This window comes from Streptomyces sp. NPDC031049 (genome assembly GCF_055571015.1).
This window is the reverse complement of record NZ_JBVIGC010000006.1, coordinates 266,837-289,765: the sequence shown is the minus strand read 5'-3', so window position 1 is coordinate 289,765 and position 22,929 is coordinate 266,837. Positions and strand designations below refer to the sequence as shown.

General features: G+C 75.3%; 18 protein-coding genes. 6 read left to right on the top strand and 12 right to left on the bottom strand.

Features of this window, described 5'->3' with window-relative positions:
* Positions 1–8: 8 nt before the first annotated feature.
* The 3 genes from ACZ45Q_RS13185 to ACZ45Q_RS13175 form a co-directional block, all read right to left on the bottom strand.
* Entirely contained in the window at positions 9–1,301 is a 1,293-nt protein-coding gene (locus tag ACZ45Q_RS13185; protein WP_468259254.1) for a ribonuclease D, read from the bottom strand.
* A gap of 277 nt (positions 1,302–1,578) precedes the next feature.
* The gene (locus ACZ45Q_RS13180) at positions 1,579–2,241 is read right to left on the bottom strand and encodes a response regulator transcription factor (protein ID WP_332883095.1); all 663 of its coding nucleotides are present in this window, start codon (positions 2,239–2,241) and stop codon (positions 1,579–1,581) included.
* Positions 2,242–2,546: 305 nt separating this feature from the next.
* Positions 2,547–3,224 carry a DUF3000 domain-containing protein gene (locus tag ACZ45Q_RS13175; protein ID WP_468259251.1) on the bottom strand — a complete coding sequence of 226 codons (678 nt, stop codon included), beginning with the start codon at positions 3,222–3,224 and terminating at the stop codon, positions 2,547–2,549.
* Positions 3,225–3,598: 374 nt separating this feature from the next.
* Here ACZ45Q_RS13175 and hemE point away from each other — a divergent pair, with 374 nt between their 5' ends.
* On the top strand, positions 3,599–4,666 hold the full coding sequence (gene hemE / locus ACZ45Q_RS13170) for a uroporphyrinogen decarboxylase (RefSeq protein ID WP_468259248.1): 1,068 nt from the start codon (positions 3,599–3,601) through the stop codon (positions 4,664–4,666).
* Positions 4,667–4,727: 61 nt separating this feature from the next.
* Here hemE and ACZ45Q_RS13165 read toward each other — a convergent pair whose 3' ends face one another.
* A complete protein-coding gene (locus ACZ45Q_RS13165) occupies positions 4,728–5,420 on the bottom strand; it encodes an alpha/beta fold hydrolase (protein ID WP_468259245.1) in 693 nt (230 codons plus the stop codon).
* A gap of 352 nt (positions 5,421–5,772) precedes the next feature.
* Between ACZ45Q_RS13165 and sigK the strand changes: the two genes are divergently transcribed.
* Both sigK and ACZ45Q_RS13155 read left to right on the top strand, forming a co-directional pair.
* Positions 5,773–6,360, top strand: coding sequence for an ECF RNA polymerase sigma factor SigK (gene sigK, locus ACZ45Q_RS13160; RefSeq protein WP_468259510.1), 588 nt, complete (start codon positions 5,773–5,775; stop codon positions 6,358–6,360).
* The gene (locus tag ACZ45Q_RS13155) at positions 6,357–7,097 is read left to right on the top strand and encodes an anti-sigma factor (protein WP_468259241.1); all 741 of its coding nucleotides are present in this window, start codon (positions 6,357–6,359) and stop codon (positions 7,095–7,097) included. Before sigK ends, ACZ45Q_RS13155 begins: the two co-directional genes overlap by 4 nt.
* Before the next feature lie 52 nt (positions 7,098–7,149).
* Here the strand turns inward: ACZ45Q_RS13155 and sbnA are convergent, their stop codons facing one another.
* The 5 genes from sbnA to ACZ45Q_RS13130 are packed head-to-tail and all read right to left on the bottom strand — an operon-like array spanning position 7,150 to position 15,704.
* Positions 7,150–8,169, bottom strand: a complete 1,020-nt coding sequence (gene sbnA, locus ACZ45Q_RS13150) for a 2,3-diaminopropionate biosynthesis protein SbnA (protein ID WP_468259238.1) — start codon at positions 8,167–8,169, stop codon at positions 7,150–7,152.
* 53 nt (positions 8,170–8,222) lie between these two features.
* Positions 8,223–9,299 carry a 2,3-diaminopropionate biosynthesis protein SbnB gene (sbnB, locus tag ACZ45Q_RS13145; RefSeq protein ID WP_468259235.1) on the bottom strand — a complete coding sequence of 359 codons (1,077 nt, stop codon included), beginning with the start codon at positions 9,297–9,299 and terminating at the stop codon, positions 8,223–8,225.
* The gene (locus tag ACZ45Q_RS13140) at positions 9,296–10,339 is read right to left on the bottom strand and encodes a TauD/TfdA family dioxygenase (RefSeq protein WP_468259232.1); all 1,044 of its coding nucleotides are present in this window, start codon (positions 10,337–10,339) and stop codon (positions 9,296–9,298) included. The genes sbnB and ACZ45Q_RS13140 overlap by 4 nt, the downstream gene beginning before the upstream one ends.
* 35 nt (positions 10,340–10,374) lie before the next feature.
* Positions 10,375–12,963, bottom strand: coding sequence for a non-ribosomal peptide synthetase (locus tag ACZ45Q_RS13135; protein ID WP_468259229.1), 2,589 nt, complete (start codon positions 12,961–12,963; stop codon positions 10,375–10,377).
* Positions 12,960–15,704: a Pls/PosA family non-ribosomal peptide synthetase gene (locus ACZ45Q_RS13130; protein ID WP_468259226.1), complete on the bottom strand. Its 2,745-nt coding sequence runs from the start codon at positions 15,702–15,704 to the stop codon at positions 12,960–12,962. Before ACZ45Q_RS13130 ends, ACZ45Q_RS13135 begins: the two co-directional genes overlap by 4 nt.
* 248 nt (positions 15,705–15,952) lie before the next feature.
* Here ACZ45Q_RS13130 and ACZ45Q_RS13125 point away from each other — a divergent pair, with 248 nt between their 5' ends.
* A complete protein-coding gene (locus tag ACZ45Q_RS13125) occupies positions 15,953–16,276 on the top strand; it encodes a hypothetical protein (RefSeq protein WP_468259223.1) in 324 nt (107 codons plus the stop codon).
* Positions 16,277–16,469: 193 nt separating this feature from the next.
* On the opposite strand, the gene ACZ45Q_RS13120 is transcribed toward ACZ45Q_RS13125, so the two are convergent.
* Together ACZ45Q_RS13120 and ACZ45Q_RS13115 are read right to left on the bottom strand one after the other, a co-directional pair.
* The gene (locus ACZ45Q_RS13120; protein ID WP_468259220.1) at positions 16,470–17,876 is read right to left on the bottom strand and encodes an FAD-dependent oxidoreductase; all 1,407 of its coding nucleotides are present in this window, start codon (positions 17,874–17,876) and stop codon (positions 16,470–16,472) included.
* A 28-nt stretch (positions 17,877–17,904) separates the two neighbouring features.
* On the bottom strand, positions 17,905–18,870 hold the full coding sequence (locus ACZ45Q_RS13115) for a DUF4349 domain-containing protein (protein WP_468259217.1): 966 nt from the start codon (positions 18,868–18,870) through the stop codon (positions 17,905–17,907).
* 158 nt (positions 18,871–19,028) lie between these two features.
* On the opposite strand from ACZ45Q_RS13115, the gene hemG reads away from it, so the two are divergent.
* Positions 19,029–20,495, top strand: a complete 1,467-nt coding sequence (gene hemG, locus ACZ45Q_RS13110) for a protoporphyrinogen oxidase (RefSeq protein ID WP_468259214.1) — start codon at positions 19,029–19,031, stop codon at positions 20,493–20,495.
* A gap of 5 nt (positions 20,496–20,500) precedes the next feature.
* Positions 20,501–21,232 (top strand): hydrogen peroxide-dependent heme synthase, encoded by a 732-nt coding sequence (hemQ, locus tag ACZ45Q_RS13105; protein ID WP_468259211.1) that lies wholly within the window; start codon positions 20,501–20,503, stop codon positions 21,230–21,232.
* Between the two features lie 48 nt (positions 21,233–21,280).
* Here hemQ and ACZ45Q_RS13100 read toward each other — a convergent pair whose 3' ends face one another.
* Positions 21,281–22,894, bottom strand: a complete 1,614-nt coding sequence (locus ACZ45Q_RS13100) for an alpha/beta hydrolase (RefSeq protein ID WP_468259209.1) — start codon at positions 22,892–22,894, stop codon at positions 21,281–21,283.
* Positions 22,895–22,929 lie beyond the last annotated feature (35 nt).

The following is a 22,929-nucleotide window of genomic DNA, read 5'->3' as shown; positions in this document are numbered from 1 at the left end:
GGCGGACGCTATTCCGCCCCGCCCCCCGAAGCCAGCGCAGCGACAAGCAGCGGCGTCACCTGCTCCACCTGCCACGGCCGCGCCCCGTACCCGGCGAGGGCCGCCGCCACGGCCTCGTCGCTCACCACCGCCGGCGGCTCCCAGCACACGCGCCGCACCGTGTCCGGCGTGATCAGGTTCTCCTGCGGCAGGTTCAGCCGCTCGGCCAGCGCCGACACACCGGCGCGCGCCGCGCTCAGCCGGGCCGCGGCGGCCGGGTCCTTGTCGGCCCAGGCCCGCGGCGGCGGCGGCCCGGTCACCGGCTGCCCCGGCTGCGGCAGCTGCGATTCCGACAGCGCCTTCGCCCGGTCCACCGACGCCTGCCACTGCTCCAGCTGACGCCGGTTGACCCGCCCGAACCCGTTCAGCGCGGCCAGGGCGTGCACATCGGCCGGCATCGACAGCGCCGCCTCGACGATCGCCGCGTCCGGCAGCACCTTGCCCGGGGAGACGTCCCGGCGCCGGGCGATGCGGTCCCGGGTCTGCCACAGCTCGCGCACGACGGCGAGCTGCCGGCGCCGGCGCACCTTGTGCATTCCGGACGTACGCCGCCACGGGTCCTTGCGGGGCTCCGGCGGCGGTGCCGAGGCGATGGCGTCGAACTCCTGCCGGGCCCACTCCAGCTTGCCCTGCCGCTCCAGCTCCTTCTCCAGCGCGTCGCGCAGGTCCACGAGCAGTTCGACGTCCAGGGCGGCGTAGCGCAGCCACGGCTCGGGCAGCGGACGGGTGGACCAGTCGACGGCGGAGTGGCCCTTCTCCAGGACGTAGCCGAGGACGCCCTCGACCATCGCGCCGAGGCCGACCCGGGGGAACCCGGCGAGCCGCCCGGCCAGCTCGGTGTCGAACAGCCGGCGGGGGACCATCCCTATCTCGCGCAGGCAGGGCAGGTCCTGGGTGGCCGCGTGCAGCACCCACTCGGTGTCGGAGAGGGCCTCGCCCAGCGCGGACAGGTCGGGGCACGCCACCGGGTCGATCAGCGCGCTCCCGGCGCCCTCGCGGCGCAGCTGGACGAGATAGGCGCGCTGGCCGTAGCGGTAGCCGGAGGCGCGTTCGGCGTCGACGGCGACGGGGCCGGAGCCGGCGGCGAAGGCGGCGGTCACCTCGGCGAGGGCGGCGGGGTCGGCGATCACCGCGGGGATGCCCTCGCGGGGCTCGAGCAAGGGGATCGGCGCCTCCGTAGCAGAAGATCCGGCCTCGTCCGGAGGGGCGCCTCCGGTGGTTCGCAGTGAACGGTCTGCTGCGGTTTCGTGGGCGTCGGTCACCTGTCAAGAGTATCCGTGTGTGGACAGCGCCCGTCGACGGAACGTTCCGTCGACGGGCGCTGTGGGGTCGTAAACCAGTCAGGTCGGTGAATCGGGGCCCTGGATCGGCCGGCGGCAGCCCACCAGCGGACCGGTGGTCGTGCCGTTCACGGCAGTGAACGGGAACCGGGCGGGACCGGGGCGGAGCCGGGGAGCCGGGGAAGGGCGGGAACGGGCGGCGGAGCGGGTGGGGGGAGGCGGGGAAGGGGAGAGGAGGCCCGGAGGCCGGGGGTGCGGGTCAGTGGATGATGCCGGTCCGCAGCGCCACGGCCACCATCCCGGCACGGTCCCCGGTGCCGAGCTTGCGGGCGATGCGGGCCAGGTGGCTCTTGACGGTGAGGGCGGACAGGCCCATCGAGACGCCGATCGCCTTGTTCGACTGGCCCTCCGCCACCAGCCTGAGCACCTCCACCTCGCGGCCGGACAGCTCGCGGTAGCCGCCCGGGTGGCTCGGGGCGCCCGGGGGCCGGCGGTGCAGCCGGGCGGCGGCGGCGCCGATGGGGGCGGCACCCGGGCGGGTGGGGAGCCCGAGGTTGGTACGGGTGCCGGTGACGACGTAGCCCTTGACGCCGCCGGCGAGGGCGTTGCGCACGGCGCCGATGTCGTCGGCGGCGGACAGGGCGAGCCCGTTGGGCCAGCCCGCGGCGCGGGTCTCGGACAGGAGCGTGAGCCCGGAGCCGTCGGGCAGGTGGACGTCGGCGACGCAGATGTCGCGGGGGTTGCCGATGCGGGGACGAGCCTCCGCGATGGACGAGGCTTCGATGACGTCGCGCACACCGAGCGCCCACAGGTGGCGGGTGACGGTGGAGCGGACGCGCGGATCGGCCACGACCACCATGGCGGTCGGCTTGTTCGGGCGGTAGGCGACCAGGCTTGCGGGCTGCTCGAGAAGAACGGACACCAGGCCTCCTGGGGTGCGGGGACGGGGCCGGCTCGTGGGGAAGAAGCCGGGACGAACCGTGCTTTCAAGGTCACAGTCGTCTTCGGCACCGAACCCGCCCGCCTTTAGAGAATGATCACGATCTGGTGAGTAACAATCCGAGCAATTCGGACACGCGATCGATCATTCGAAGACCGAACGGTTTCGCTCTGCGTCGTTACGGTGTCGTAATCCGTCTGAAAGTGGCCGTATCGACAAAGTGACGGATCCCGCTCCGGGCACGGGGGTGCCCGGAGGTCGCTCGAGAAGGGGGGGTGGGGGAGCGGTCAGGGCGACTGCGGTCCGCGCCGCTGCGGGAGCGTCACCACCGAGGCGTCGCCCGGACCGGCCGGCGGCAGCCCGGCGACCTGGGCCAGCAGATCGCACCAGGCCGTCAGGTGCGCGGCGGTGTCCGGGACCCCGCCGAGTCCCTCGCGGGGCGTCCAGGAGGCACGGATCTCGATCTGCGAGGCGGCGGGGCGGGCGGAGAGGCCGCCGAAGTAGTGCGAGCTGGCGCGGGTGACCGTGCCGCTGGGTTCGCCGTAGGTCAGGCCGCGTGCCTGCAACGCGCCGGTCAGCCAGGTCCAGCACACGTCCGGCAGCAGCGGGTCGGCGGCCATCTCCGGCTCCAGCTCCGCGCGCACCAGCGTCACCAGCCGGAAGGTGCCGTGCCAGGCGTCGTGTCCGGCGGGGTCGTGCAGCAGGACCAGGCGACCGTCGGCCAGATCCTGGTCGCCGTCGACGACCGTGGCCTCCAGCGCGTAGGCGTGGGGCGCCAGTCGCTGGGGCGCGCGCGTCGGCTCCACCTCGATCTGCGGCCGCAGCCGCGCGGATCTCAGCGCCTCGACGGCGGCCCGGAACGGTGGTGGGACCGTGTTTCCCGCATGCGGGACGCCCTCCTCCGCCCCCTTCGCCTCGTCCATTCCGCCAGCGCCGTCCGACAGTCGTCCCTGAGCCGCAGCCATGCGGGGAAGGTTAAGCGGAACGGCGCCCGGGTGCAGGGAGGGACACCCGCGTGCGCACACGATGTCCGGATCACGCGGTGCACGCCCCGAGAGCACGGCGCGCGCACGGGGCGCGGGCGGGCCCCGGGGCGCGGCGCACGCCCCCGCGACGACGCCCGCTCGCCCCTGCGGCGGCGCCTCCGCGGCGACGCGGCCGTCCCGGCCGGCGGCTGTTCCGGCCGACGGTTGCTCCGGCTCCGCGCGCCCCGGGATCCGGCTCCGCGCGCCCCGGGATCCGGGTCCGCGCACCCCGGGATCCAGGTCCGCGCGGCCCGCGCCCCGGGTCCGGTGGCCCATGGCCGGGAGCGTCGGCCGGACATGCGAGACTTGCCGTCGTGAGTGCCAACCAGAGCCCCGCGGGCAAGCAGCCGACCGCCACGTACGACTCCGCCTTCCTGAAGGCGTGCCGGCGTGAGCCGGTGCCGCACACGCCCGTGTGGTTCATGCGGCAGGCCGGGCGCTCGCTGCCGGAGTACCGCAAGGTGCGCGAGGGCATCCCGATGCTCGAGTCCTGCATGCGGCCGGATCTGGTCACCGAGATCACCCTCCAGCCCGTGCGCCGGCACGGCGTGGACGCGGCGATCTACTTCAGCGACATCGTCGTCCCGCTCAAGGCCATCGGCGTCGACCTCGACATCAAGCCCGGTGTCGGCCCGGTCGTCGAGCGCCCCGTCCGCACCCGCGCGGACCTGGCGCAGCTGCGCGACCTGACCCCCGAGGACGTCTCCTACGTCACCGAGGCGATCGGCCTGCTCACCCGCGAGCTGGGCGGCACCCCGCTGATCGGCTTCGCCGGAGCGCCGTTCACCCTCGCCAGCTACCTCGTGGAGGGCGGCCCGTCCCGCAACCACGAGCACACCAAGGCGCTGATGTACGGCGACCCGCAGCTCTGGTCCGACCTGCTGGACCGGCTCGCCGAGATCACGGCCGCGTTCCTGAAGGTGCAGATCGAGGCGGGCGCCGCCGCCGTCCAGCTCTTCGACTCCTGGGTCGGCGCCCTGTCGCCGGCCGACTACCGCCGCTCGGTGATGCCCGCCTCGGCGAAGGTCTTCCAGGCCGTCGCGGAGTACGGCGTGCCGCGCATCCACTTCGGCGTCGGCACCGGCGAGCTGCTCGGCCTGCTCGGCGAGGCCGGCGCGGACGTCGTCGGCGTCGACTGGCGGGTCCCGCTGGACGAGGCCGCCCGCCGCGTCGGCCCCGGCAAGGCGCTCCAGGGCAACCTCGACCCGGCCGTCCTGTTCGCCACGCCCGAGGCCGTGGAGGCCAAGACCCGCGAGGTCCTGGACGCGGCGGCGGACCTGGAGGGCCACGTCTTCAACCTCGGCCACGGCGTGCTGCCCGCCACCGACCCGGACGCGCTGACCCGCCTGGTGCAGTACGTCCACGAACAGACGGCCCGCTGACCCGTCCCGCGCCCCTGGCGGGCGCGGACCCTGGCCGGGGCGCGGCCCGCCCGGCCGCCGCTCAGATCCAGCCGTCGAGCGAGGCGAGGAAGCCCGCGAGGTCGTCGCGGTGGACGCAGTGGCCGGCCCCCGGCACCGTCCGGACCTCGAAGCCGGCCTCCGCCAGCCGGGCCGCGTCCGCCGCCGTCAGGCACAGGCTGGGGTCGGCGAGCTGGACGAGCGAGGGCACGACGGCGCGGTCCGGCAGGTAGTCCGGCTCGAACTCCGCCAGGGCGGTGAGGAACTCGGGGTCGAACAGCGAGAATCCGGCCAGCTCCGCGGCCACGTCCGCGTCGGACCAGCGCGGGTTCGTCGCCCGCACCGACTCCTCGGTGGCCGTGGCGACCATGCGGCGCATGGCCTCGTACGATCCCGCCGGGACGTTGGCCAGCAGGAAGCCGGGATCGGAGTAGACCGCCCGGGCCGGGCGCAGCCGCGTCACCGCGAGCGAGAGGGCCAGCCCGCCGAGCGAGTGCCCGATCGCCAGGTCGGCGCCCGCCGGCAGGTTCTCGGCCAGGTCGTCGGCGAGGGCCTCGGGACGGTACGTGCCGCGCGGACTGCGTCCGTGGCCGCGCAGGTCGGGGGCGAGGACGCGGTAGCCGAGACCGGCCAGACGGTCCTCCACCGCGTGCCAGGTGCGGTGGTCGGCCATGCCGCCGTGGACGAGCAGGGCGGTGCGGTCGCCGGTGCCGCGTTCATGGACGTTCAGTTTCATCGGGGCCCTTTCCGCCGGGGCTTCAGGCTGGGTGGCCGCAGGCGCTGACACGTGTCAGCAACGACCGGTGCCAGGCTAGCCGCGCTCCCGGGCCGCCGACAGACCCCGGTCCCGGACCGCCGACAGGTCCCGGACCCGGACCGTCGGCAGGCCCCCGCCCCGGCCCGCTGACAGGCCCCCGGTCCCGGACCGCCGACAGGCCCCGTCCCTCGGGACGGTGGCGCCCGCATCCTGCGGCAGGCAGGTGAATCCGTCAGGCGGACGGCTCCGGACGGGGTGCGCACGCCCCGGGGCGGGGGCAGGGTCGAGCCGAGTCCGAGGAGTGGTGATGGATCGTGGAGCCCACACGGGGATGACCAGCCGCGCGCCCGCGCGCCCGGTGGGTGCCTCGGACGACGCCCGTGTGGACGCGCTGCTCAGCCGCGCCGCCGACGGCGACGAGGAGGCCTTCGCCGGGGTGTACGACGCCCTGGCGCACTCGGTCATGGGGCTGGCCTGCCGGGTGCTGAGGGACGAGGCCCAGGCCGAGGAGGTGACCCAGGACGTGATGGTGGAGGTGTGGCGCACCGCCGACCGCTTCCGCCCGGAGCGGGGAGCCGCCCGGAACTGGGTGCTCACCCTGGCGCACCGCCGGGCGGTGGACCGGGTGCGGTCGGTCGCCGCCGGCCGGGCCCGTGAGCTGCGCGCCGGAGTCCTGGAGCCGGGGCGGTCCTTCGACGCGGTGGTCGAGGAGGTCGAGGAGCGGGAGGAACGGCGCCTGCTGTTCCGCTGCGTGTCGCGGCTCGACGCGGACCTGCGGCTGCCGCTGGTGCTGGCCTACTACGAGGGGCTGACCTATGCGGAGGTGGCCGACTCCCTGTCCGTTCCCGCCGGGACCATCAAGTCGCGGATGCGCCAGGGACTGGAACGCCTCCACAAGTGTCTGGACGCCGAGTCGTGAACCACACCGACGCCCACCTCGACGTCGGCGCGTACGTGCTGCACGCCCTGCCCGCCGACGAGGAGGCCGCCTTCGAGAACCATCTGGCCGCCTGCGCGGAGTGCCGGCGCGAGGCCGACCGGTTGTCGACGGCGGCCAGCCGGCTGGTCGTGGCCGACACGCTCGCACCGTCCGCGGAGGTGCGCCGCCGGGTGCTGGAACAGATCGCCACCGTGCGGCAGGACCGCCCCGTCGCCGCCCTGTCCCGGCGGCACCGCCGGCGGGGGCGCCTGCTGCGGCCGGCCCTGGCGGCATCCCTGGCGGCGGCGGCCGCCCTCGGCGGCGTCGCCTGGTGGCAGCACTCCCAGGCCGGCACCGCCCGGGCCCGGGCCGCCGACGCCCGCGCCGAGAACCGGGCGGTCAGCGGTGTGCTGACCGCACCGGACGCCGCCGTCAGCACCGGGGAACTGCCCGGTGGCGCGACGGCCGGTGTGATCGCGTCCCGGGCCCGGGACAGGGTGGCGCTCGCCGCGGCGGGCCTGCCCCGGCTCACCGGCGGCCGGGTCTACGAGCTGTGGTACGCCGAGTCGGGACGGTACCGGCCCGCCGGACTGCTGCCCTCCGAGAGCGGCCGTCGGATGCGGGTGCTGGAGGGACCGATCGGCGGGGCCACCGCCGTCTGCATCACCGTCGAACCCGCCGGCGGCTCCTCCCGGCCCACCGGCGAACCCCTCGTCTACCTCTCGCTGCCAGGATGACGCGGCCGGGGCGCGCCGGGGCGCGCCGGGGAGCGCCGGGCGTGGCGGCGCGTCAGCGGATCAGCCGGTCGACGGGGTGGGCCGGGCGGCCGCCGCGGGGGTCGTCGCGGGACTCGGGCGGGCCGAGCGCGTCGCTGCCGTAGAGGGCCTGCACCCAGTTGGCCTGGTAGATGGTGTCGAGGTAGCGCTCCCCGAGGTCCGGGGCGATCGCCACCGGGGTGAGGCCGGGCCGCCCGTGCCGGGCCAGCCAGCTCATCGCGCCGCTGACCACCGTGCCGGTCGATCCGCCGAAGAGGAAGCCCCGCCGGGCCAGTTCCCGGCAGGTGCGGACGGTGTCCGCCTCCTCCACCCGTACCGCCTCGTCCACGTAGGCCTCGTCGAGCAGCGGCGGACGGACGCTCATGCCGAGGCCGGGGATCATCCGCCGGCCCGGCGGACCGCCGAAGATCGCGGAGCCGGCGCTGTCCACGGCCACGATCCGCACCGGCCGGTCCCAGGACCGGAACCAGCGCGCGCAGCCCATCAGGGTGCCGGTGGTGCCGACCCCGATGAACAGCACGTCCAGCCGCGGGAAGAACCGGGCGATGGCCGGCGCGGTCCGGTGGTAGTGCGCCCGCCAGTTGTCGGGGTTGTGGTACTGGCTCAGCCACACGTACCGGTGGTCCGCGGCGCACAGGCCGCGCAGATACGCCAGCCGCGCCCCGAGGAACCCGCCTTCGACGTGCTCGTCGGAGACGACGTGCACCTGGCCGCCCAGCGCCTCCATCATCAGCCGGGTGGCGAGGTTGCAGCGGGAGTCGGTCACGCACACGAAGCGGTAGCCCTTGCTCGCCGCGATCATGCTCAGCGCCACGCCGAGGTTGCCCGAGGAGGACTCCACCAGGACCGAGTCCGGGGTCAGCACCCCGCGCCGCTCGGCCGACTCCACCATCTCGGTCGCGGCCTTGAGTTTGATCGAGCCGGCGAAGTTGAAGCCCTCGCACTTGAGGAAGAGCCGCTGCCCGGTCATCGGCTCGAGGTCGACGTACAGGTCCTCCTCGTTGAACGCCTGGGGAACGGAGATGACTGGCACGATGGTCTCCTCGTCGCTGAGGACGCCGGACGGGCGGCGGGCGGGGGACACCCTCACCCGTACCGGCGGGTCTCGTGGAAGAAGTTGTCGATGATCCGCAGGCCGCCGGAGCGGGCCACCTGGTCGTAGACGTACTTGCCGACCGCGAGGTCGAGCACCCCCAGGCCGAACGGCGAGAACACCACGGGCCGGCCGGCCGGCACCGTGACCCGGCCGGCCAGCACGTCGTCGAGCGTGCCGTGCACGAAGTCGCGGTTGCCGGTGAGGCGTTCGGTGAGGTCCGGTGAGGTGGCGGCGCGCAGGCAGTGGTCGACGTCGTCCACGATGTTGGTGGCGGCCAGCAGCACCTGCGGCGCGAGGTCCCGCAGGGACACGTGCAGCACCACCGGGGCGTGGCCGAACCACGCCGGCTCGGCGATGTGCGGCCGGTCGGCGACGGTGGCGAAGACGATCAGGTCGCTGCGGGTGATCAGCCCCTCGGCGCTGCCGTGGACGGTGACGTCCGCGGCGGCCCCGGACCGCTCCAGGTACGTGCGGAAGCCAGCCGCGCTGTCGGGGGAGAGGTCGTGCACGCCGACCTCGTCGAAGGACCAGCCGGTGCCCGCCAGATACGTGTGGATGTACCGGGCGATCAGGCCGGCCCCGACGAACCCCAGCCGGGTGGGGCGCGGGCGCCCCCTGCTGAGCCGGTCGGCCGCCGCGGCGGCGGACGCGGCGGTCCGGGTGGCGCTGATGATGGAGCTCTCCAGACAGGCGAACGGGTAGCCGGTGACCGGGTCGTTGAGGATCAGCACGGCCGACGCCCGGGGGATGCCCGACGCCACGTTCCCGGGGAAACTGGAGATCCACTTCAGGCCGTCCACCCGGTCCTCGGCGCTCTCGTCGCCGAGCGAGGCGGGCAGGGCGATGATCCGCGAGGACGGCCGGTCGGGGAAGCGCAGGAACGACGACGGCGGGTTGACCGTGCGGCCGGCCCCGTGCAGGCGGTACGTCGCCTCCACGACCTCGACCACCGACCGCTCGCGGCCCCGGAGCACCTCCTGGACCTGGGCGCCGGGGATCACGGAGAAGGACGGCATGGCGGGGGTTCTGGCGCCGGCCGGTGCGGGGGCGGGGTGCACCGTGGTCATGTCGCTGCCCTCCCGTCCGGCGGCCCGGAGGCGGGCACATCGAGGCGGACCGGGTCGGCCATCGCCACCACCACCTCCCGCGGCCCCTGGTAGGCCTCCCGGCTGTGCGCGGTCGCGATGTTGTCCACCAGCAGCAGGTCCCCGGCCTGCCAGGGCCGGCGCACGGTGTGCGCCTCGTAGGCCTTGTTGATCTGCTCCACGACGTCCCGGGGCACCGGGTCGCCGTTGCCGTAGCGGGTGTTGAAGGGCAGGCCGTCGGGGCCGTACTCGTCGACGAGGAACTCCCGCACCTCCGGCGCCATCGTCCACTCGTTGAGGAACGCGATCTGGTTGAACCAGCAGCGCCGCCCGGAGACCGGGTGCCGCACGACCGCGCGCCGGTGCTGACGGGTGCGCAGGGAGCCGTCCGGCTGCCAGGAGAAGTCGATGGCGTGGGAGCGGCAGTACGCCTCCACGGCGGCGCGGTCGTCGGTGCCGAACGCCTGGGCGGGCGTGGCGCCGATCTCGCCGTTGTAGGTCCGGGTGAGCAGCCACCCCTCCCGCTCGAACCGGGCGGCCGGCTCGGCCGGCAGCGCCCGGAGCACCGCGGCCGAGTCGGCCAGGGCGGTGGCGCCGCCCTCGTCGGGGGGCACCAGGCAGGCGAACAGCAGCAGGCCCGGGCACTCGACGGCGTAACTCAGCTCGTGGTGCATGCACATGAGCTGGTTGGGCGGCCAGGCCGACGACGAGTAGACGCCCTCCGCGTGCCGGACGCGCTCGGCGAACGCCTCCCGCTCGGTCACCGGACGGTCGGCCACCCGGTGCAGGACCGCCTCGACGTCGGCGGGAGTGCGCAGGGCCAGGCCCCGGACGGTGAGCGCGCCGTGTTCGGCGACCAGGCGGCGCAGGGTGTCCCGCTGCCCGGCCGCCCAGGCCGCCGGGTCGGTGACGCCCTCGGTCCGCCACACCGGCGGATCGTCCGTCAGCGCCGGCGGGGTGCCGTCGGCGGGCGGGGCCGGCTCGGCGGGGGCCGGGTGCCTGCGGAACAGTGCGGACAGCATGTGGTGCTCCTCTCGTGTCCCTCCGATGCGGGCGTTCACGGCCCGCCCGGTGGCGCGGCGTCGGACCCGGGGCCGGTCCGGGCGTCGATCAGCCGGGCCAGGTCGGCGAGGACCGGGTGGGCGGTGAGGTCCCGCAGGGAGATCACCCGGTCCAGCGCCACCGCGAGCCGCACCGCCGACAGCGAGGTGCCGCCCAGGCCGAAGAAGTCGTCGTGCCGGCCGATCCGCGCCGGCTCCGTGCCGAGCACCGCCGACCAGGCCGCCGCGAGCCGGCGTTCGGCCGGCGTCCGCGGCGCTCCCCGGTCCCCGTCGCCGGGGCCGGGCCCGGGGCCCGCGGCGGAGCCGAGCGTCCCGGCCAGCGCCGCCAGGGCCTTGGTGTCGGTCTTGCCGTTGGCCGTCAGCGGCAGCTGGTCCAGCCGGTGGCAGAACGCCGGGACCATGTACGCCGGGAGCAGCTCGCCGAGCCGCTCGCGCACCGCCTCGCCGGTGAGGGTGTCCTCGCCGGTGCAGAAGGCGGCCAGTTGCCGGCCCCGGCCGTCCCCGCCCGTCGTCACGACGGCGCCGTCGCGGACACCGGGCACCCGCAGCAGGGTGTTCTCGACCTCCCCGAGCTCCACCCGGAACCCGCGGATCTTCACCTGCGCGTCCCGGCGGCCGAGGTACTCCAGCCTGCCGTCCGGCAGCCAGCGGCCGAAGTCGCCGCCCCGGTAGAGCCGGCCGCCCGGCCGGAACGGGTCGGCCGGGTAGGCCAGGCGGGTGCGCTCGGGGTCGTTCACGTACCCGCGGCCGACGCAGACGCCGGCGAAGACGATGGCGCCCGGAGCGCCGAGCGGGACCGGCATCAGGTGGTCGTCGACGACATGGACCCGGACGTTGGCCACGGGACGGCCGACCGGGACCCGGCCGTCGGCGGGCGCCCGGTCCAGCACCTCGTGATTGGTGTCGTCGGACGTCTCGGTCAGCCCGTAGGCGTTGACCAGCCGGACCCCCGGCCCGGTGTCGAACCACCGCTGGGCCAGCTCCCGTTTCAGCGCCTCGCCGGTGACCGACACGCACCGCAGGTCCGGCAGTTCGCGGGGGGCGCGCTCCAGCGCGGACAGGATGACGTCGAGGTACGACGGCACCACCTGGAGCACGTTGACCCGCCCGGCGGCGATCGTGTCCAGGAACCGGTCGGCGTCCAGCACCGCGTCCTGCCCGACCAGCAGCGTCCGGCCCCCGGTCAGCAGACCGGCGAGCAGTTGCCACAGCGAGATGTCGAAGCACTGCGAGGCGGTCTGCGCGACGACGGTGCCCTCGCCGATGCCCAGGTCGTCGATCTTGGCGCACAGGTGGTTGAGCAGTCCGGCGTGTTCGCACATCGCGCCCTTCGGCTCGCCGGTGGAGCCGGAGGTGAAGAAGACGTACGCGAGCCGGTGGGCCGGCACGGCGAGGCCGAGGTCGGTTCCGTCGGTCCACCGGCCGGCGGCCTCGGGGACCAGCAGCCGGCGGACCCCGGGCAGCGAGCCGAGCGCCCGGTCGAGGTGGGCGGTGCTGCCCGGTTCGGTCAGGACGAGCGAGCAGCCGGCGCGGGTGAGCATCCGGGCCATGCGGGCGGGCGGATAGTGCGGGTCGACGGGCAGGTAGGCGCCGCCCGCCTTGAGGACGGCGAGGACGGACGCCGCCCAGTCCAGGTCGCGTTCGGTGACCACGGCGACCGTGTCCTCGGGGCCGAGTCCCGCGGCCAGCAGGGCCCGCGCCAGCCGGTTGGCCCGTCCGTTCAGTTCCGCGTACGTCCACTGCCGGTCGCCGTGGACGACGGCGACGGCGTCGGGGTGCCGGCGCACCCGCTCCTCGAACAGTTCATGGCACCGGCGGTCCGGCAGCTCGCGCACGGGACCGGCCAGCTCCTCCAGCTGGAACCGGAGTTCGGCGGCCGACAGCAGGCTGCACCGGTGGTGCTCGGCGTCGGGGTCGGCGGCGATCCGTTCGAGCGCGGCGAGGTGGTAGCCGGCGATGCGGGCGGCGCAGCCCGAGTCCAGCAGGTCGGTCCGGTGGCGCAGCCGCAGCACGGGCCGTCCGTCCGCGCCGCCCGCCGCCACGCCGAGCACGGTGCCTTCCGCGGGCAGTGCGGGCTCGGTCCCGGCCGGGTCGAAGACGACCTCCGGGCCGGTCGGCGACGGTCCGGCCACCGGGGAGCCCGTCGCCGGCGGGGAGGGCGGGGCGGAGGCGAGGGCTGAGGACGATGCGGGGAGGAAGCCGTGCGAGGCGAGCGTCCTCGCTTCCGCGTCCCGGGCCGCCAGCACCAGCCGGCGCCAGGTGCCGGGCCCGGCCGCCAGCTCCAGCGGCAGCGGTGCCGTGCCGCCCGGCGGGAGGTAGCCGGTGCGGACCGCCGTGTCCCCGGACAGTGCCGCGAGCACCTTCACGTGCGCGGCCAGGAGAAGCGCGCCGAGCGGCACGCCGAGTTCGCGGGCCCGCCGGCGCAGCGCCGCCGCCAGGCCGCCGGGGACGGGAGCGACGTGGGCCGCGGTGCCCGCGACGGGGGCGGGGGCCCAGCGCGGTACGGTCGTGAAGCCGCCCTCGGTGGGGTGGGCGCCGGGTCCGGAGACCTGGCCGCCGGCCGCGGTCGCCGCCGTCGTCGTCATCGCACACCTCCGCGGTCGTCGTCGGATGTGGTCCGGAGTGCGGCCCGGTCGTCGGCGGATGTGGTCCGGGGCACGGCTGCGTCGTCGTCGGAGGCGGGGTGGGCGGGGTTCCCCGTCCAGCGGGAGTGCTCGGCGACGGACTCGCCCTTCATCAGGAAGGAGTCCGCCGCCAGTTCGGCCCCGTCGCCGACCGTCACGCCGTAGTGCACGAACGCGCCGACGCCCAGGGTGCAGCCGGCGCCGATCGCGATGCGGTCCGACTTGAAGGCGCCGTCCTCCTGCGAGTGGCACTGGAGGACACTGCCGGCGTTGAGCGTGCAGCCGTCCCCGACGGCGACCATGGGGCGCTCGGTCAGGCTGCATCCGTCGTCGAAGACGCGGGCGCCGATCCGGACGCCGAGCAGGCGCCAGACGACGGGCTTGAACGGGGTGCCGTCGAGGATGTGCAGATACGTCTCCGACGGGACCTTCCAGTACCGCTCCCGGACCCAGAAGCGCCGGTCGTAGATCGAGCAGAACAGCGGCCCCGGGGGACGCAGCGCCGTGACCGCCCGCTCGACCAGGACGAAGTACAGGAGGCTGAACGGCAGGACGACGACGTTGGCCAGCGCTATCGCCACCGTGCCCCACCGCGGGTACAGGCTCGCGGCGGACGCGAAGAGCAGCGCGACGCAGGAGAAGTACAGCCAGCCCGCGAGCAGGTGCCACGCCATCGTCCGCGCGTTGTGCCGGTTCTTGGCCGCCAGCCGCCGGCGCAGCCCGTCGCCGTCCTTGAGCGCGTCGAAGGTGCGGTCCCGCTGGACGGACCGGGGGATCTCGAAGCAGGGGGAGCCCAGCAGCCCGACGTCGTGCCGGACCGGCCCGTCGACGGGAACCATCACCTTGGTCGCCAGCAGGCAGTTGTCCCCCGTCCGGCCGCGCGAGGGGTAGGCGACCCGGTTCCCGAGGAAGTTGCGCGCGCCGATGGCGGTCCGTGACACCCGGAAGGAGGTGCTGGAGTAGTCGGCGTTCATCAGGGACAGGCCGTCCGCGACCATGGTGCCGGTGCCGACCGTGCTCAGGAACGGGCTCTCGTGCTTGACCTGGGTGCCGAAGTTGGAGCCTGTCTGCTCCACGGGGGTCAGCCGGTAACCGATCCAGCGCAGGTAGGGGACGATGCAGGTGCTGTCGCCGAACAGGCGGGTGAGCGACCGCCGGTTGGTGAGCAGCAGGATCGCCCGGTGCACGGCGTGGTGGAAGCCGAAGAGCGGATAGACGCGGTCCGGGACGAGGAACCTGCCCAGCAGGCGGGGGACGGTGGCGAGCACGGCGAGGACGGCGAGCAGCCCGCCGAAGAAGGTCACGGACGTCACCACCAGGACGCCGCCGTACAGCACGGAGCCGGCCGATGCCGCCGCGCCCACGCCGGACCCCTCCAGCATCCGGGAGAGCAGCACGTCCAGGCAGCCGACGGCCAGCGGCACGTACACCAGCACGATGGTGAGCAGCAGCAGCGTTCCGTGGCCGGCCCGCCGCAGGGTGCCGCAGCGGGCGGGCGGCACCGGCTGGAACTCGGCGTCGGCGGGCTGGGCCGGCGACCCGTGCCAGCGCTCGCCGTCGGGGACCGCCTGGCCGGTGTGCAGGGACGACGCGTGGCCGAGCTGGGCGCCGTCGCCCATGCGGGTGCCGATGTCCAGGACCGTCGCCTCACTGACGACCGCGTCGCGGCCCAGGGTGACCGGACCGGTCTCGATCACCCCGGCGCGGGCGTGGTAGCAGTTGATCAGCGAGTCCTTGCGTACGACCGTCCCGGCGCCGATGGTCAGCAGGTCGGCGCAGACGGGCGCGCTGCGGGACAGGATCGTCACGCCCCGCCCGATCCGCGCGCCCAGGGCCCTGAGGTAGAGCGGGTACAGCGGTGAGCCGGTGAACAGGACCAGCGGACTGGACCGGATCAGCGTCTTGACCAGCCAGAACCGTAGGTAGGCCGGGCTCCATACGGGGAACCGCCGCGGCGTCCACCGGCCGATGAGCAGCCACTTGGCGAGCACGGGCAGGGCGCACAGCACGGCGAACAGCGCGGCGCCGAACACCACGGAGCGCAGGTAGGCGTCGAGCAGGCCCTGCGCGGCGGAGATCCAGTCGTAGCCGCGGGCGGCGATGAAGGCGACGAGGACGGCGTAGCCGAGGAAGCCCAGCACTTGCAGAGTGCCGCACAGCAGGATGCGGGGCCGGCCGCCGGCCGGGCGCGCGGGGGCGGACGCCGGCCCGTCGTCGGAGGTCTCGGCTCGGGTCATTCGCCGGGCGGCGGAGGCTGCGGGGCTCTCGGACGCACTGGAGCCCCCGGAGGGACCGGGGCCCTCGGACGGACCGGGGCCCTCGGACGGACCGGGGCTCTCGGACGCGCCGGAGCCCCCGGCGGGCCTCGGCGCCGCGGGCCCGGCGGCCGGGCCGGTGCCGTCCGTCAGCGCGGCCGTCAGGGCGGCGATGGTCGGATGCCGGTAGACGTCGCGCATCGACACCGACGGCAGCCCCGGCCGCTTTCTGACCCGGGCGCAGAAGTGCGCCATGACCAGGGAGTCGGCCCCCAGGTCGGTGAAGAAGTGACTGTCGAGAGGTACCTCCTCCACGTGGGCGACGTCCGCGAGCAGCTGGGCCAGTGTCCGTGCCGTACCGGGGTCGGTGGCGGTCGCGGGTCCGTCGGGGGAAGAGGGGTGGTCCGCCGGGCCGTGGGCCGCCACCTGGAGCTGCTGTCCCGTCATCTGCACTCCCTCGGGTGCCGCCGTGCGCGCTCCTGTTCCTGACTGGTGTTCGTCGCCGGTACGGCCCGGTATGAGACGGCGGCGGAATTTCTCGCATCCTGGTCGGCGGTCTCGGCAGGTGACCGCTCACCGCGCGGGCGCCAGGAGTGCGGCGACGGCTGAACGCCGGCGGGCCCCGTTGCGTATGAATCCGCAACCGCCCGCGGCACGGGGAAGGCGCGTCGCGGGGACGACGTGAGGAACAGGCGATGAACGACCGAGTAGCTCCCGCGATGCACGCCCTGCCCGACGGGGAAGCCGAGATCGCCCTCGTGGTGCGCCTGCCCTGGGAGGACGTCGCCCGGCTCGGCCAGGAGGCCGGGCGGCTCGCCGCGCAGCGGCAGCGGCCGGTGACGCTGGACGAGGCGGTGAGCCACCGGCTGCGCAGTGCGCGGGCCGCCGCCGCGCACGCCAAGCCGGCGGGGGAGCAGCCGCCGGCCGTCCCCGCCCCGGCGCCGGTGTCGTCGCTGCCGTCCCGGCCGCCGGCGGAACAGGCACGGCAGGCCATCGACCGGATCAACGGAACGGCATGACGACGCACGCGCGGATCGTGGGCGGGCGGGCCGCACCGGGAGCGGGCCGCGCGTGGCCGGTGGTCTCCTGGACGACCCGCACCCGACCGGCCTCCCCGGGGTCCCCCGATGCCGTGCGGCGCGGTGCCGCAGGGGCCGTCGGGCCGTGGCCCGTTCCCTCGTGGAGGGCGGGCGCGTCGTCCCTCGCGCCCGGTCAGGACTCCCGTTCCACCGCCTTGGCCGCCTTGCGGGCCGCCACCAGGACCGGGTCCCACACGGGGGAGAACGGCGGGGCGTAGCCCAGGTCCAGCGCCGTCATCTGTTCCACCGTCAGGCCGGCGGTGAGCGCCACCGCCGCGACGTCCACCCGCTTCCCCGCGCCCTCCCGGCCCACGATCTGGACCCCGAGCAGCCGGCCGGTGCGCCGCTCGGCGAGCATCTTGACGGTCATGGGGGAGGCGTTCGGGTAGTAGCCCGCGCGGCTGGTCGACTCGATGGTGGCCGTCACGAACCGCAGGCCCACCCGTCGCGCGTCCTTCTCCCGGAGCCCGGTGCGGGCGATCTCCAGGTCGCACACCTTGCTGACCGCCGTGCCGACCACCCCGGGGAACGTGGCGTATCCGCCGCCGGCGTTGGTGCCGACGACCTGGCCGTGCTTGTTGGCGTGGGTGCCCAGCGGAATGTGCCGCTGCTGCCCGGAGACCAGGTCGAGCACCTCCACGCAGTCCCCGCCGGCCCAGATGTCCTCGTGCCCGCGCACCCGCATGGCCCGGTCGGTCAGCAGCCCGCCGTGCTCGCCGAGCGGCAGCCCCGCCGCCGCGGCGAGCGACGTCTCCGGGCGCACGCCGATGCCGAGCACGACGACGTCCGCGGGGTACTCGGCGTCGTCCGTGGCCACCGCACGGACCCGGCCGTCGTCGCCGGTCAGCACCTTGGTGACCGGCGCGTCGTTCACCATGGTGATGCCCAGGCCCTCCATGGCCTCGTGCACCAGGCGGCCCATGTCCGCGTCCAGCGTGGACATCGGTTCCCGGCCGCGGTTGACGACCGTCACCTCGTACCCGCGGTTGATGAGCGCCTCCGCCATCTCCACGCCGATGTAGCCGGCGCCGACGACGACGGCCCGCCGGCCACGCGTGCGGGCCAGCGAGTCGAGCAGGGCCTGCCCGTCGTCCAGGGTCTGCACACCGTGCACGCCGGGGGCGTCGATGCCCGGCAGGTCCGGGCGGATCGGCCGCGCCCCCGTCGCGATCACGAGCTTGTCGTACGACGTCCAGGACTCCGCCCCGGAATCGACGTCACGCGCGCGTACCCGCCGCCCGGCCACGTCGATCTCCGTGACCTCGGTCCGCATCCGCAGGTCGATGTCCCGGGCGCGGTGCTCCTCGGGGGTGCGGGCGATCAGCTGGTCCCGGTCGGGCACGTCGCCGCCCACCCAGTAGGGGATGCCGCAGGCCGAGAACGAGGTGAAGTGGCCCCGTTCGAACGCCACGATCTCCAGCTCGTCCGGCCCCTTCAGCCGGCGCGCCTGCGACGCCGCGGACATCCCCGCGGCGTCACCGCCGATCACCACCAGGCGTTCCCGTGACCCCCGTGCACCGCGCGCGCTGCTCATGCTCATGCGCACACGCTACGGCGGCCGGACGGGTTCAGTCCCGATCGGCCGGCTGCGGTCGGGGCTGCGCCGGCGGCTGCGACCGCTCCCGGCGCGGCAGCCGGGGCCGTACCGCCTTCAGCCACAGCAGCACCAGCAGCGCCGCCATCACGGCGAACGGCAGCACCGCGCCGATCGCCACCGCCAGCCAGCGCAGCATCGTCACGAACGCGTCCCAGCCCCCGGCCAGCGCGTCCGTGAACCCCGGGTCGTCGTCCTCGGCCGCCTCCCGCGCGGGCGCCTCGGTCAGGGAGAGGGTGATGGTGGCCATGCCGGTGCGGTCCTTCAGGGACGCCTGCCGGGCGAGCAGGGCCTCCAGCTCGGCCTGGCGGCTGCTCAGCTCGCCCTCCAGCGTCACCACGTCGCTGAGCTTGTCGGCCCGGTCCATCAGCTCGCGCACCCGGGCCACGCTGGCGCGCTGCGAGGCGATCCGGCTCTCCACGTCGACGACCTGGTCGGTGACGTCCTCGGCCTTCGCCTTGCGTTCCACGAGCTTCCCGGCGCCCTCCAGAGCGGCGAGGACCTCCTCGTACTCCTCGACGGGCACCCGCAGCACCAGCCGGGTGCGTTCGTGGCCCTCCCCGTCCCGGGTGGTCGTCTCGTCGCCGACGTAGCCGCCGGCGTTCTCCACGGAGGTACGGGCCTCACCGAGCGCCTCGGGCACGTCCTTCACCCGCACGGTGAGCGAGACGGTGCGGATGATGTGCCCGGCCGAGGCCCGCGGCGCCTTCGACCCCGCCGGTCCCGCCGACGCCGCCGGCCCGGCCTGCTCCGGGCCGCTGCCGGAGGCGCCGTGTCCGGTGGCCCGGTCCGCGCCGGCGTGCGAGTCGGCCTGTGCGGCGGCCTTGTCGGAACCGCTGCCGCTGTCGCCGCCGGCGCTGCAACCGGTGAGGGCGAGGGCCCCGGCCAGCAGAACGGCGGCCAGGGCCGGAACGGGTCGTACGGACGGTCGTGCGCGCATGCGGTCCCCCGAGGGTCGTGTGACAGCTGACGTCCCTTCGACGCCCGGACCGCCCGCGGCGTTGGCGCGGAACGGTTCCGAAGAGGTCACGGTCCGGACTCGGCCCGCCGCGACGGGGCGCGGGGCCCGCTGTCGGAGGGGTCTGAGAGGCTGGGGACATGTGCGCAAGCCAGGCCCCTGCGGGCACCGAGCAGGTCGTCGTCATCGGAGCGGGCATCGCCGGACTGGCCGCCGCTCACCGGCTGCTGGACCGCGGTGCGCGGGTGACGGTGCTGGAGGCGTCGGACCGCGTCGGCGGCAAGCTGCTGCCCGGCGAGATCGCGGGCGTCCGCGTCGACCTCGGCGCCGAGTCGATGCTGGCCCGCCGCCCCGAGGCCGTCGGCCTCGCCCGCGAGGTCGGTCTCGCCGGCCGGCTCCAGCCGCCGGCCACCGCGACGGCCGCGCTGTGGACCCGCGGCGCCCTGCGCCCCATGCCCAAGGGCCACGTCATGGGCGTCCCCGGGACCGCCGCCGCCCTGTCCGGGGTGCTGTCCGAGGAGGGCCTCGCCCGCATCGAGCGCGACGCCGGACTGCCCCGCACACCCATCGGCGACGACGTGGCGGTCGGGGAGTACGTGGCGGCCCGGCTGGGCCGGGAGGTCGTCGACCGCCTGGTCGAGCCGCTGCTGGGCGGGGTGTACGCGGGCGACGCCTACCGCATCTCCATGCGCTCGGCCGTCCCCCAGCTCTTCGAGGCCGCCCGCAGACACCCCTCCCTGACGGAGGCCGTCCGCGAGATCCAGGGGCGCACGGCGACGGCCCCGCAGGCCGCCGGCCCGGTCTTCATGGGGCTGGAGGGCGGCGTCGGCACGCTGCCGCAGGCGGTGGCCGACGCGGTCCGCGCGCGCGGCGGCGAGATCCTCACCGGCACGCCCGCCACCGAGCTGCGCCGCACGGCACCCGCCGGCTGGCGCGTCGTCGCCGGCGGCCGCGAGCTGCACGCCGACGCGGTCGTCGTCGCCGTCCCCGCCCCGGCGGCCGCCCGCCTGCTGCGCGCCGAGGCGCCGGCCGCGGCGGCCGAGCTGGCCGCCGTGGAGTACGCCTCCATGGCGCTCGTCACCCTCGCCTACCGCCGCGCGGACGCCGCCGCCCTCCCCGAGGGCAGCGGCTTCCTGGTGCCGCCGGTCGACGGGCGCACCATCAAGGCGTCCACGTTCGCCTCCCGCAAGTGGGGCTGGATCGACCGCGAGGACCCCGGCCTGGTCGTCCTGCGCACCTCCGTCGGACGGTACGGCGAGACGGAGATCCTCGGCCGCGACGACGCCGGCCTGATCGACGTCTCCCGGCACGACCTTGCGGAGGCCACCGGCCTGACCGCCGCGCCGGTCGCCGCCCGCGTCACCCGCTGGCAGGACGGCCTGCCCCAGTACCCGGTCGGCCACCACGCGCGCGTGGCCCGCGTCCGCGCCCACGTGGCGGAGCTGCCCGGCCTCGCCGTCTGCGGGGCGGCGTACGACGGCGTCGGCATCCCGGCGTCCATCGCGAGCGCCCGCGCGGCGGCCGACCAGCTCGGCGGCGACCCGCGCGGGGTGCGGCGGCTCACCGCCCACCCGGTGCAGAGCCTGCACGGCGGAGCGGGAGAATAGGGACCATGAGTGACGACGCCTCCACCCCCGCCGCCGAGCGGATTCCGAACAAGGGCAAGCTGGCCAAGGACCTGAACGAGGTCATCCGCTACACGCTCTGGTCCGTCTTCAAGCTCAAGGACGTGCTCCCCGAGGACCGGGCCGGCCACGCCGACGAGGTGCAGGAGCTGTTCGACCAGCTCGCCGCGAAGGACGTCACGGTCCGCGGCACCTACGACGTGTCCGGTCTGCGGGCCGACGCCGACCTCATGATCTGGTGGCACGCCGAGACCAGCGACCAGCTCCAGGAGGCGTACAACCTCTTCCGCCGCACCCGGCTGGGCCGCGCCCTCACGCCGGTGTGGTCGAACATGGCGCTGCACCGCCCCGCCGAGTTCAACCGCTCGCACATCCCGGCCTTCCTCGCCGACGAGACGCCGCGCGACTACATCAGCGTCTACCCCTTCGTGCGCAGCTACGACTGGTACCTGCTGCCCGACGAGGACCGCCGCCGCATGCTCGCCGACCACGGCAAGATGGCCCGCGGCTACCCGGACGTGCGCGCCAACACGGTCGCCTCGTTCTCCCTGGGCGACTACGAGTGGATCCTCGCCTTCGAGGCCGACGAGCTGTACCGCATCGTCGACCTCATGCGCCACCTGCGCGCCTCGGAGGCCCGGATGCACGTCCGCGAGGAGGTCCCCTTCTTCACCGGGCGCCGCAAGGACATCGGCGAGCTGATCGCCGGCCTGGCCTGACGCGCGGGGCCGCGGGCGCCGCGGGCCCGGCCGGGCCCGCGGCCGTGGTCACGCCGCCGGCCGCGGCCGGGGTGCCGGGCGCGGGGCGCACTCCGCGCCCTGCGCCGGGAGGCGGCCTTCCAGCAGATACGCCTCCAGGTGCCCGTTGACGCACGCGTTCGGGCCGCCCGCGATGCCGTGCGTCCCGGCGTCCCGCTCGGTCACCAGCGCCGAGCCCGACAGCCGCCGCCGCAGCTCCAGCGCCCCCTCGTACGGGGTGGCCGCGTCGTCCTCGGCGGCCAGGATCAGCGTCGGCGGCAGCTCACCCGGCGCGGTGCGCACGTCGAGGGGCCGCTGCCGGGGCGCCCGCCAGAACGCGCACGGCAGGTTGGTCCACACGTTGTCCCAGGTCTCGAACGGCGCCCGGCGCGCCAGCCGGGTGTTGTCCCGGTCCCACACCGCGAAGTCCGTCGGCCACGGCGCGTCGTTGCACTCGACGGCCGTGTAGACCGCGTGCGAGTTCTCCGCCTCGGCCGCCGCCTCGGGGTGCGGCCCGGCCAGGTCGACCAGCTGCCGCGGATCGCCCTTCAGATAGGCCGACAGCGCCTCGGCGCGGGCGGGCCAGTAGTCGTCGTAGTACCCCGCCCGCAGGAACAGCCCCTGCAACTGCGCCGGCCCCACCGTGCCGCCCGCCGGTTCCGCCGCCAGCCGCGCGCTCGCCAGCTCGTAGCTGTTCTGCACCTCCCGTGCCGTGTCGCCGAGCCCGTACACGCCGTCGTGGCCGGCGATCCATTTCTTGAAGTCCCGCCAGCGGTCCTCGAACGCCGCCGACTGGTCGAGGTTGTTGCGGTACCAGATCTGCTCCGGGTCCGGGTTCACCGCCGCGTCGAACACCATCCGCCGCACCCGCGACGGGAACATCTCGGCGTACAGCGCCCCGAAGTAGGTGCCGTACGACGCCCCCATGAACGTCAGCCGGTCCTCACCGAGCGCCGCCCGCAGCACCTCCAGGTCCCGGGCGTTGTTGAGTGAGTGGTAGTGGCGCAGCGCCTCGCCCTCCCGCTCGGCGCAGCCGCGCGCGTACGCCCGGGCCTCGGCGACCCGCTCCCGCTTGAACGCCTCCGACGGCTGCGTCGGCGCCGGCCGCGGCCCCTTGAAGAAGCGCTCGGGCTCGACGCAGGACAGCGGCGAGGACGGGGCCACGCCGCGCGGGGCGTACCCGACGAGGTCGTAGGCCGCCGCGAGCCGCTTCCACTGCGGCACCATGCCGATCACCGGGAAGTACAGCCCCGAGGCGCCCGGTCCGCCCGGGTTGTACACGAGGGCGCCCTGCCGGGGCACCGTCCGCCCGCCGTCGGCGTCCTTCCGCGTGGCCGGCACCCGGCTGACCGTCAGCTCGATCTGCCGGCCGTCGGGGCGGGCGTAGTCCAGCGGGACCCGCACCGTGCCGCACCGGATGGCGCCCGGCAGCTCCTCCGCCCGCGGGCAGTCGCCGAACGCGACGCCGGCCGCCGCCGCGCGCTGTGCGGCCACCGCCGTGCCGCGCCGCTCGGCCGTGCCGGGCACGTCCGTGCCGGGTACGTCCGCGCCGGGCGCGTCCGGGACGGCGCCGGCCGGGGCGGCGGTGAGGCCCGAAAGGAGCAGCAGGCTCCCGGCGGCCGAGGACAGGGCGGCAGCGCGCATCGCGTATCCCTTCGTGGCACGGCGGCGACGCATGG